The sequence below is a fragment of the uncultured Campylobacter sp. genome (assembly GCF_938018035.1).
Classification (GTDB): Bacteria; Campylobacterota; Campylobacteria; order Campylobacterales; family Campylobacteraceae; genus Campylobacter_B.
The window spans coordinates 1-9,872 of sequence record NZ_CALIJF010000396.1; the positions used below are offsets into that span (position 1 = coordinate 1).

Sequence of the window (9,872 nt, forward strand, 5' to 3'; positions counted from 1 at the left end):
CCTGCATAAGCGCGAGCTAGAGCGAGCCGCAGACGATAAGCAAAGGGCTGAATTTAAAGCCGAGATGGCTAAGCGAGCGCAGGATATGGACGAAGCGCGGGCGATATTCGAAGCAGGCTTACAAGCTTACTGCCTATTTAACTATACGCGAGCGAATGCGAAAAGCTACAAAAGCACATAAACTATCTTTGTGAGCAAATAGACGCGCTACAAGACAAAGCGGAGCCGAGAGGTAGCTACAGGTGGCGGGCTCCGCTAAAGGGCGCGTGAGGGGGGGCTTAATCGCCCTCCTTTATGCGAAACCAAGCAATATTTAAAAACGCGTTAAAATACTTCAAAACGTCAAAAAGGGCAAACAATGGAGCTATTAACGTCAAAGCAAGTAGGCGAGATATTAAATTTATCCAAAAGCACGCTTTCTAAAATGAGGAGCGACAAATACAAAGGGCGCTTTAATATCGTTTTGCCCTTTATCAAGATAGGGCGCGCGGTAAGATACGAGCGCGAAGCGGTTAATCAAGCCATAAAAGAGTTAAAGGCGAGCAAATGAAAATATCACCTGAGATCAGAGCGCGCATCTTAGCAAAGCATAAGGCGGGTGCAACCCAAAGAGAGCTACAAAAGCTTTTTAACCTAAGCGCGGGCGCGGTCAATAAAATTACTAAAGGCATAACCAAAAATTTAAAAAGCACGATAGCCAAAGGCACTGAGTATCTAACGGAGCTATCTGATTTAAACGAATATGAGCGCGAAGCCGTAACGCAAGCAGTAAGCGACAACGCGAGGGCGATAACCTTTTTTAAACAGACGGCGATTAAAAATCAAATAATGGCTAATAGGCTACTAAATGAAGCAAGCAACCTAAGCGATATCGAACTTCATAGCAGGATAACCGCGCGCAATAAAGAAACGATGCTCGGCAAAAACTATGAACTAAACGAGCAAGGGGCAGCAAATGCCATAACCCAAATCGTAATAAGGCGTGATGATATTTGAAAACTTACGATATTGACCTATTTTACGAGCTATCGATATTTTTTAACGACGATTTGCGCCTAATGGCTCACGCCGTAGCCTATACGCTAAATTTAGACGCCAAAGTAATCTACAAGGATTTCACGTTTGGGCGCTACAAAGAGGAATATTTAAAAGCCCTACAAGAAGCAAAGGACAACCCAAAAGAAGCTTATTTAAATTTACTGATGAAGTTTAGAGATAAAAGCCCAATATTTGATCGTGACGATTTCGCAAACGCAGAAGCTTACAGCGTATTTAATCGAAGTTATGACAAAAAACGAACGCAGGCAGGGAGTGACGACGCTTAAAATTTCGCTTTTAGGCGCAATTTCGCGAGCGGGAGCGAACAAAAAAAGCGATGTCTTATCAAACCCTAAGCAGCAAGAAGTTAAAATAAAGTGGATTTTAAAACAAAGGCTAAGAAATGCAAACTCTAACCATACGAACGGACGAGACCATAATGCGCCAGCTCGTAGCCATAGGTAAGATTTTAGCTAGCAGCGCGAATGCGAGTTTTGAGACGCTTACGACCGAACTAACGGACGAATATGTTGAAGAGCTAAACGCTCGCGCGGACGAAGCCCTAAAAGGCAAAGGGCTAATAGACGAAGCGACTGCACGCGATACGATAGAGCGGATAAAAGCGGGCAAATATGCGCGTAAAATTTCATAGTCGCTTTTTTGATGAGCTTGACGCGATAAAAGACTTCATCGCTAAAGACAGCTCAAACAGAGCGGATAATTTCGTCGATGAGATTTTTCGAAAGTGCCTAGATTTAAAAAATATGCCCTTAGCGCATAGGCTTAGCCAAAAGGTTACGAAAGACAACGCTAGGGATTTAATTTTCAAAGGCTACGTTATCCCGTATCTAATAGAGAGCGAGACGATTTACGTCTTAGGTATTTACGGCGCGAATGAGTGGCAAGAGTGAAACGATTAAAACGGCTCTAGTTTCGCAAAGAAACCTTAATTAAGTTTCGAGCTAAAAAAGCCGTAAAATTTTTCAATTCTTAAGAGAAATCTAGCCGTTTAAGCTAGCGAAACTTAAAAACTGAAAATTTCTAAAATACAAAGTCCTATTTTAGGGCACTTACTCGCATTTAATATTGAAAAGTAAACTTTTCATTATCGCATTTTTGAAGCTTAAAAACTTAATCGCCCAAAAAATATTTGAAAAATATTTTTGCCGTTTTTATCATTAAAATAGCGTATTATTGGGCTCACTAATGACATCATCAAGTCGCCTCTAACCACCATTTTTTATAAATTCTCATTTTATTGATGTTTTAATGCTTTAAGGTTTGGTTGAGCAACATCTTGGATGCCTTATATGACACTTGTTTTAAATTTTATTTTCATCGCTCCTCAACCAATACAAGAATAGTTTGAGCTTATAATTGTTAAACTTTAAAATCAATTGAATTTTATCATCGGCGAATAAATACAATTATTCTCATCTATCATTCTGTAATCATTAGTCGTAAATAATAAAGATTTCTAAAAACTTCTATCCACATAAAGTAAACGTGGCACACGAGCGATCAAGTCTTGTATAAACTACAAATAACACAAATATATATGTATTACGCGCTTTACAAATTGGACTTATTAATGAGCATAAATAGGTTATGCGTGGCGCGAATGATACAAATATTCCTATCCTACGCATCTTACATATTCGACAAATATAAAAAAAGCTATAGGTATTTTTTACTTTCACCTATTACAAATCACACGGATATACGCAATTACTATCCTTAAAAATAAATTTTACGATTTTATCTGGCGAGCATACTATTTGTATTGCAGATTTCACTCGCCATATAAATCATACTCGTTAGGGGATACCTACCCTAATAAACCCTAGTTTGGTTAAATTCGGTGACCGAGCGGGCTTTTATGTTCGCATATTACTATGGACTTTTTAGAGGTAGCAATCATTTTTAATTGCTTTCCAAAATCTCGCAAAGCAACCACCCAAACGGCTGTTTATTTATAAGCCAAGCCGTGGTCTCTTCCTCTTCGATAGAAAATTTTCCTTTGCCATTTATGATTTTTATCTTCCTGATGCCATCTACCGTAACAGCTCTTGCACCGCTGTGTTTGCCTACTCGCAATAAAAATTGATTATCCGCAAGTTTAAAATTATCATATTTCTCAATAAATTTATCAGATAGTGCTTCGCGAGTAAATTCATCCGTTTCACAACTAAACTGAGAAATAAATATCGGCATATAGTGGGAGTTGCAGGCTTTTACCAGCTCTTTTACATCAAATTTAGCGTTTTTTATAGCGATTGTCGTCTCAAATTCGCTTTTTGAGTCTATAACTTCGTATCGCACCTTTATACTATTGTCATTGCCATTATCTCTTGATTGTTCATTCCTTTTTATATTTACTGCATCGGCAACAAATGTATGTGAGCGTATAGCGCTACTATCGGCGATCAAGAAGTCACTAAAATATTCTTTTGTTTTGTAGCTTTCAATTGTTTTATAAAGCATTTCACCAAAGGCTGTGGCTATCGCACCTTTTAAAGAACTTCCGGGGATTATTGCTTTTTTGAAATTTGGAGATATAAATGTTTTTTCGATGATCAGCTGATTTATGACTTTTTTGCCATCGCCTTCTTTTTGAACCGCTTTGCCTAATTTTTCTCTATATTCTTTCGCTACTTTTGGAGATACTAAAATCTTTTTAAAAGATTTTTTCTTAGCCAAGGCACTCTTCTCTTTTATAAATTTCTGCAATTCAAACAATGTATCTGCGGATAAATTTGAGACTATTCTTTCAAATTCCTCTTTAGATTTCTCATTAAGGCCTTTAACAAATTCAAATTCATCAAAAACATACATATAGTCCCTGCCGTCTTTTGCATCCGTATCTATGACGTAATTCATCGGCTCATATGCTTCGCCGACACCTATATGTATCGGGCTTATGGGTTTTAGATTTATTTTGTAAGTTTTAGTTTCATTATGCATCTTTTATCTCCGTAGCTATTAGTATGGCATATCCTTGATGCACTGTGTTTGCATTTGCGGAATGTCCGCTTATGGCTTTTCCTAGATGTTCTTTTTCACAAATTTCATCATATATCGCCACGCTACCACTATTTGCCATTAAAATCGGGCTTTTAAACGGATTTATGTTCGCAAGCGATCCACCGTGTTTGCCAAATCTCGTAAATGGTTCATAGTAAAATTCTCTTGGGCCGTCATAGCCTAGCACAATCGGACTAAGCGCCATAAAGGCATTTGAGCTCTTTTTAATAGTCACTTTTTCAAAATCACTATATTCAAACGCCCCTTTGCCTATGCTAGCTCTCTTGCCATAACCGCTTTTGGATACAACTTCAAATGCTTTTTCTAGCTCGCCAAGCTTAAATTTATCATCTAGTAAAAAATAGATATCTTGCTTGCTAAATTTCATCTCCATCAAAGCATATGGTGCAAATTTACCACTATCGTCGGTTGTAAATGTGAGATAGTTTATGGAATTTTTAATGGTAGCCGTCTCGTTTAGCTCGTAGCCGATCTCGTCATTTGTCTTGGCGTTTTTAAAATTTCCGCTTTGCAGATCCTCTATGCTAAGCCAAATTTTTTTCCTATTTTCTTTTTTAAGATCCAAATTTTCGCCCAGAAGATGACTTGGCATACTAGGCTTTGGCAAATATCCGCTAGCGAAGCCGTCAGAGACTATCAAAAACGGCTTTTTGTCATAGTCGCTTAGTATCTCGTTTAGTCTATCTTCTCCAAGTGCATATCTGATCGCCCAGCAAATTTGTCCAAACAAGGTATCTCCTTTTAGCGGCGTGATAAAATTTGACCTAGGCGTTATGGTAGTTTTATAAAGTGTCATTATTCCCACCTTAAATTTTTAAATTCAACCCTTCCGTAACCTCTTGAGCCACTACCGCCTAGATAGTCATTTTCTATTAGCTTAAGTCCGCTCTCGACCATCTGCTTTAGCTCGTCTTCATTGTCATCATAAGGCTCTTTTTCATCAAAAACTTTTAGCCTAATGACTAGATCAAATTTCACACCAGCCGGTACACGCTCGATCTGGCGTGGGTGCTCTGCAGTTCCTTTTTTCCTATCTATCACATTTTCATATTTTCCTTCGCTTAGTTTTAGCCCTTCGCTCTCTTTAGATAGCACGCAATCGCCCACGCTTATTCTAGTAATGCCGGATTTATTTTCTTTATCGCCAAAAATTTTTAGTAAATTTTGTGCCGCTTTTTTATCCGGCTCCGGGACATTTTTTAAAAGATTAAAGTTAAAAACCTTTCCTTCGCCGTATCCAACTAGTCTATTGTTCCACTCCAATAAGCTTCGCATTTTACCCTTTAGCGAGCTTCCCGGGATATAAGGCTTATTTGTATTTATATCTTTTATCACTTGCGAGTCTATGCCACCTATCTTCATAGTATCATCGCCGCCGCCTATGTGAAGTCCGCTTAAAAGCTCTATTTGTCCTTTTAAAGTTAAAATTTTCATATTCTCTCCTTATTTCTTAGAAAAGCCTATAACGGCCTCAAAAAAGAGTTTAAATACCCTTAAATCATCTTTTGTTTTTACCTGAGCTACACATTTGTTTATCATCTCAACAAATTCGCTACTAGAATGTTTTCTAGCGTTTGAATAAGCTGCTTTTGAATTTAGCATCTTTACAAACGGCAAAATTTCGCTGAAGTCCCCGATATTTGATCTTTGCTCTAGCCCGATTATGTAGTCGTAAAAAGCTCTTATCTGCGTGGCCTTTGTTCCTGCAGAAACCAATTCAGCTACTTTCCTTGCCGTTTCGTCAAACAAATTTGGATCCTTTTTATAATCCAAAACTATCGGCGGCAAAGAGTTATTTCGCACGCTATTATCAAAATTTTGATTGTAGCTGCTATTTCTATATCCGTTCATCGCTCTCTCCTTTTATATATGTATTCACAAATCGCCATCTTGCTCTCCTTTGGATTGTTTTCTATCGCATCATTTAGCATTAAAAGCAGCGCGTTCATATCACTGCGTCCCTGCTTGTCTTGCATATTTCTAGTAAAACTATAACTTAGCTTTGACTTCCACATGGTGTTTCTTACGTCTTCGCATACATTTTTGCTCATCTCGCAAAGCTCAAGCAGCCTGTATAAAAACGCCGCATTATCTATATCAAATTTCTCAAACTCATCTAAAATTTTGCCTCTTACGTTTATATAGCTATCCCATTTGGCTGTCTCGCCAAAGATACTAATCGCATCCTTTCCGCCAATCTCTTTTGATACTTCCAGCCACTTCTCGCTAGTTTGAGCTAGGTAGCTTATCGGTGTAGATGGTTTTGCCAAAACGATACCAAAAGATATGCTTAAATTTTGCGATTTTATGAATTTCATAAACTCTTGCCTTATAAAAACAGCAAGATCTATCATCTCATCGTAGCTTCCAACTATCAGCAAATCATCGCCGCCGGCAAATACGGTGTAGCTATTTGCAAATTTTTCCTTCATCTTCCTTGGCACATATAGAGAAAAGAAATTATTTATGCCTTTTGAAAATGTGTCAAAATTTGTAAAACTTTGCGTAACGTCGCTATTTTTTATGAAATTTCCCATATTATCCACGTCGGCTTTTATCACAGCGATCGCATTATCACCGCGAGATTTTTTAGCCAGATCTTCAAAGTCCACTATCTCGCCCGTCTCTTTTGCGACGTATGATCTTATATTTTCCGTTATCTCAAGATCAACGTCCATAAAGTCTATGCCTATAGCTTTGCTATTTATCTTTTTGCTATCGCTAGCCAACCTCTCGCCAAGACGCACAAAGGCACTGCAAATTTCGCATTTATCGTTATCATATGCTATTTTTCTTATGTTGCAAATTCTGCAAAGAGTTTGATTTGTGATGCCTTTATCGTATGAAAGTACCGGATCTTGCTCTTTTAAATTTAGCTTTTTAAATTTTTCTAACTCCACGGCTTTGCTTATATTATCCCTTAACGCTTTGTATCTTTTGGGATCCGCGAAGTCCGCCCTCTCGCATTCCACGCAAGATAGACTAACGCCACTAACGCCAAAGAATTTTTTTACAAAATAAGCGTTTATAGCGCCTTTTATCTCTTTAAAAATCGCTTCATCAAATTTAGGAGAGAGTATTTCAAATTTACCGGCCGTGCACGATAAGATACATTTTTCATCTATGCCAAATTTTTGGCAGATAAATTTGGCCAAAACTATCATAAAAAGCTCGCAAAATGCGGACTTTGCCCTTAGCACTTTAGCCGCATTTTTCGAGCCCAGATTATCAAATATAAATTTTTGTATCCCGTAAAAATCCCCGCCGATCAAAAACATCTTATCTTGCAATATCTCATCTATATCTTTTGGTCCTTGCTCCAAAGCAGCAAACTCATCGCCAAAATAACTGCTAAATTTGCTCATTTATATCCTCCGTTTTTATTTTCCCGAGCCCAAAAACAGTCTGCTTACCCACACCTATTATCTCGCCTAGTTTTAAAAGCTTTTTGCACTCTTTGCCAATACCTTTTATCTCCAAAGAGCCCACTAAACCGCCAAAATTCATAGTCGCGTTTTGCCTGTTGCTTCGTCTAGTTAGCTCCACGTATTTTAGCCCTTTATTAGTTATCTCGCCCTTCACTTCAAATGGCAACGCTTCATGATCTTCCCCCTGAACGCTTAGCCATCTTTGATATATAGAGTTTAGTATATCCCGCAGAGATATATTGTCATTTTTTAAAAAAACATTGTCCTTTTTTATCCTAAGCGGCGTTATAAATTTGATCTTGATATCATCCGTTTTATCATCAAAGCCAAATTCTCTCACGTAGTTTTTAGGTAGACTTATCTTATCTCCAGCCAAACACGTCTCGCCATTTGCAAACATATCAAATTTCTCATATTTGATTCTATCTTTGCCAAGACCGTATCTTTTTAACATCATATACACAGCAGAAGCTATATATGGTAGTTTTTCGCACGCGCTTCCTAGTAAAACTATACCAAAGTCGTAAAATTCAGCCCCAAGCTCAAAGTCCAGCCTATACTTATGGTAGCTATTTTTCTTTTCATAAAAGTCGTAATACAGACAACTCTCATTTGCAAAACACTTGCCACACTTATACGATGGGTTTATGCAACTTACGCTTTTTAGCGCATATCCAAAAGCTCCGCGTACTTGCGAACCGATAAAAAATGGCGGTTTTTTAGGCGATCTAAACAGCACTCTAAGCTCGGAGTATCTCATATATACTGCCCAAATTTTACATGTTCAAAAACTAAATTTTTCATCACATTATGCACACTATGCTATTTTGGATTATTCTTTTTGTTGCTGCATAGATGGCTTTTGCGCCTATTCTTACATTTACTTTTATAAAATTTTCAAACTTTATCATGAATTCTTTTAAATTTGATAGCTCGGGAGGGATATCCGACCATTTATCTTGTGGTATTTGGGGAATTTTTATAAACTTGCATACACCAAGACTATTCTCTGCGTCTTTTTCTTGAACCGCTATAAGTTTGTGAGAAAATATTATAATCATACTAGTTTTGCTATTCACTTTACCACTCGATTTTAAAATTATGTTATTATACATAAATTAAAAATAAATGTTTATAATTTTTAAGTTTTTTGATTAAAAAACTATCATTTTTATGCGCAACTCTCATTTATTTTTCTCAAATTTCAAAATTTATGGATTTTTCGAATAACAAAACAACTAAAATTTAGGCGCTCTTTTTGCTTATTCTTGTTTTGGCTTAATTAAACTTAAGCGGATTTTTAGCTACCGACTACATCTTGCTACTTATAAGACCTTTTATTAATTTTAACAGTTTCTGATATAAGTTTTCCTGTGTAGTTTTAGTATTATATCTAAACTCTATTATAATCTACGCTTGTAGTTGTAAGCAGAACGCATTCTTTAAGATGAAGCAAGAAATTATTCTAGCTTCCCTGCTGTCACTACCGTTGCTACGCTTAGGGAAGATGTCTTTAAATTTAGATAATCTATATTTAGCATAACCCTAGAAATTTTCGATACCATTTATATGGTTTTTGCCGTTAGTTAGCAAATTCATTCTTTGAGTGTTTTACTCTGTAATGTGCTTTAGCACCATAATCTACTAATCCATCATAAGCTTTCCAACAATCAGAATAAATCACGCTATGGTCTAACTCGCTTTGTGCTCAGCTTCTATGAGTGCCTTTCTTAACTCATCGGGCGGTAGTTCCTTTACTTTTTTGGGAGTTTTGAGGTATAATAAGCTCATCGAGCGACGGGACCCGCTGCGCGTCGGGCTTATAACCCGAAAATGCAAGTCGTTCGCCGTTTTTGGCGTCTGCCGTCGCTTTGAATAATGAGCTTTCTTTAATATCCCCCTTGACCTTATACATCGTTTTAAAAGCAAGCCTGTTGTTTTTCGTTTGTGCTTCCTCTACGACTACATAGTACCCGTCTTTTTGTTTCCCGCTTATGAGGGCTTTTAGGCCTTGCTTCGTTTGAGATAAAATCTGCTTGTCGGGGTTTTCGACATAATCTATGTAGCTTGCTATATCGTCGCGCGTTATCGCTATTTGCCCGCGCTTCGCTTCTGCCGCTTCGTTGCCGTGATTTTTTAAGGCATGCGTGATTTCATCGGCATAAATTGTTCGCTTTGTTTCGTTTGGATATTTAAACCCCAAATTTTTTGCTAAATCAAAAAGAGGCAGAAAAATAAGGACGCAAAAAAAAGGAGAAGAGAAAGAAACTCTTTCCCTCTCTCTCTCTTTCCATTACCTCTTAATTATTACTCTCCCTTACCCTTCTTACTCCTCTTACCTTTAGCCTTAGACGATCCCTC

At 37.5% G+C, this 9,872-nt stretch carries 12 protein-coding genes and 2 pseudogenes; 6 read left to right on the forward strand and 8 right to left on the reverse strand.

Annotated elements, in window-relative coordinates:
- The 6 genes and pseudogenes from Q0257_RS11985 to Q0257_RS12010 form a co-directional block, all read left to right on the forward strand.
- Positions 1–181 (forward strand): annotated as a pseudogene (locus tag Q0257_RS11985) (hypothetical protein); the annotation flags it as partial.
- Between the two features lie 177 nt (positions 182–358).
- Positions 359–550, forward strand: a complete 192-nt coding sequence (locus tag Q0257_RS11990; protein WP_298025092.1) for a helix-turn-helix domain-containing protein — start codon at positions 359–361, stop codon at positions 548–550.
- On the forward strand, positions 547–996 hold the full coding sequence (locus Q0257_RS11995) for a hypothetical protein (protein ID WP_298025093.1): 450 nt from the start codon (positions 547–549) through the stop codon (positions 994–996). The genes Q0257_RS11990 and Q0257_RS11995 overlap by 4 nt, the downstream gene beginning before the upstream one ends.
- A complete protein-coding gene (locus Q0257_RS12000) occupies positions 993–1,325 on the forward strand; it encodes a hypothetical protein (RefSeq protein WP_298025095.1) in 333 nt (110 codons plus the stop codon). The genes Q0257_RS11995 and Q0257_RS12000 overlap by 4 nt, the downstream gene beginning before the upstream one ends.
- A 116-nt stretch (positions 1,326–1,441) precedes the next feature.
- Positions 1,442–1,690, forward strand: coding sequence for a hypothetical protein (locus tag Q0257_RS12005; RefSeq protein WP_298025097.1), 249 nt, complete (start codon positions 1,442–1,444; stop codon positions 1,688–1,690).
- Positions 1,671–1,949, forward strand: coding sequence for a type II toxin-antitoxin system RelE/ParE family toxin (locus Q0257_RS12010; RefSeq protein ID WP_298025099.1), 279 nt, complete (start codon positions 1,671–1,673; stop codon positions 1,947–1,949). The genes Q0257_RS12005 and Q0257_RS12010 overlap by 20 nt, the downstream gene beginning before the upstream one ends.
- A gap of 1,012 nt (positions 1,950–2,961) precedes the next feature.
- On the opposite strand, the gene Q0257_RS12015 is transcribed toward Q0257_RS12010, so the two are convergent.
- The 8 genes and pseudogenes from Q0257_RS12015 to Q0257_RS12050 all read right to left on the reverse strand — a co-directional run bounded on the left by Q0257_RS12015 (position 2,962) and on the right by Q0257_RS12050 (position 9,714).
- The gene (locus Q0257_RS12015) at positions 2,962–4,002 is read right to left on the reverse strand and encodes an RAMP superfamily CRISPR-associated protein (protein WP_298025101.1); all 1,041 of its coding nucleotides are present in this window, start codon (positions 4,000–4,002) and stop codon (positions 2,962–2,964) included.
- Positions 3,995–4,879, reverse strand: a complete 885-nt coding sequence (locus Q0257_RS12020; protein ID WP_298025102.1) for an RAMP superfamily CRISPR-associated protein — start codon at positions 4,877–4,879, stop codon at positions 3,995–3,997. The genes Q0257_RS12015 and Q0257_RS12020 overlap by 8 nt, the downstream gene beginning before the upstream one ends.
- Positions 4,879–5,517 (reverse strand): type III-A CRISPR-associated RAMP protein Csm3, encoded by a 639-nt coding sequence (gene csm3, locus Q0257_RS12025; RefSeq protein WP_298025104.1) that lies wholly within the window; start codon positions 5,515–5,517, stop codon positions 4,879–4,881. The genes Q0257_RS12020 and csm3 overlap by 1 nt, the downstream gene beginning before the upstream one ends.
- Positions 5,518–5,526: 9 nt before the next feature.
- Positions 5,527–5,934 (reverse strand): type III-A CRISPR-associated protein Csm2, encoded by a 408-nt coding sequence (gene csm2, locus Q0257_RS12030; RefSeq protein ID WP_298025106.1) that lies wholly within the window; start codon positions 5,932–5,934, stop codon positions 5,527–5,529.
- Complete coding sequence (locus Q0257_RS12035) at positions 5,931–7,448, reverse strand: hypothetical protein (RefSeq protein WP_298025108.1); 1,518 nt, start codon at positions 7,446–7,448, stop codon at positions 5,931–5,933. Before Q0257_RS12035 ends, csm2 begins: the two co-directional genes overlap by 4 nt.
- Entirely contained in the window at positions 7,435–8,271 is an 837-nt protein-coding gene (gene cas6 / locus Q0257_RS12040; RefSeq protein ID WP_298025110.1) for a CRISPR system precrRNA processing endoribonuclease RAMP protein Cas6, read from the reverse strand. Before cas6 ends, Q0257_RS12035 begins: the two co-directional genes overlap by 14 nt.
- A 551-nt stretch (positions 8,272–8,822) precedes the next feature.
- Positions 8,823–9,213, reverse strand: a pseudogene (locus Q0257_RS12045) (hypothetical protein); the annotation flags it as partial.
- A 33-nt stretch (positions 9,214–9,246) separates the two neighbouring features.
- The gene (locus Q0257_RS12050; protein WP_298025112.1) at positions 9,247–9,714 is read right to left on the reverse strand and encodes a hypothetical protein; all 468 of its coding nucleotides are present in this window, start codon (positions 9,712–9,714) and stop codon (positions 9,247–9,249) included.
- Positions 9,715–9,872: the final 158 nt, after the last annotated feature.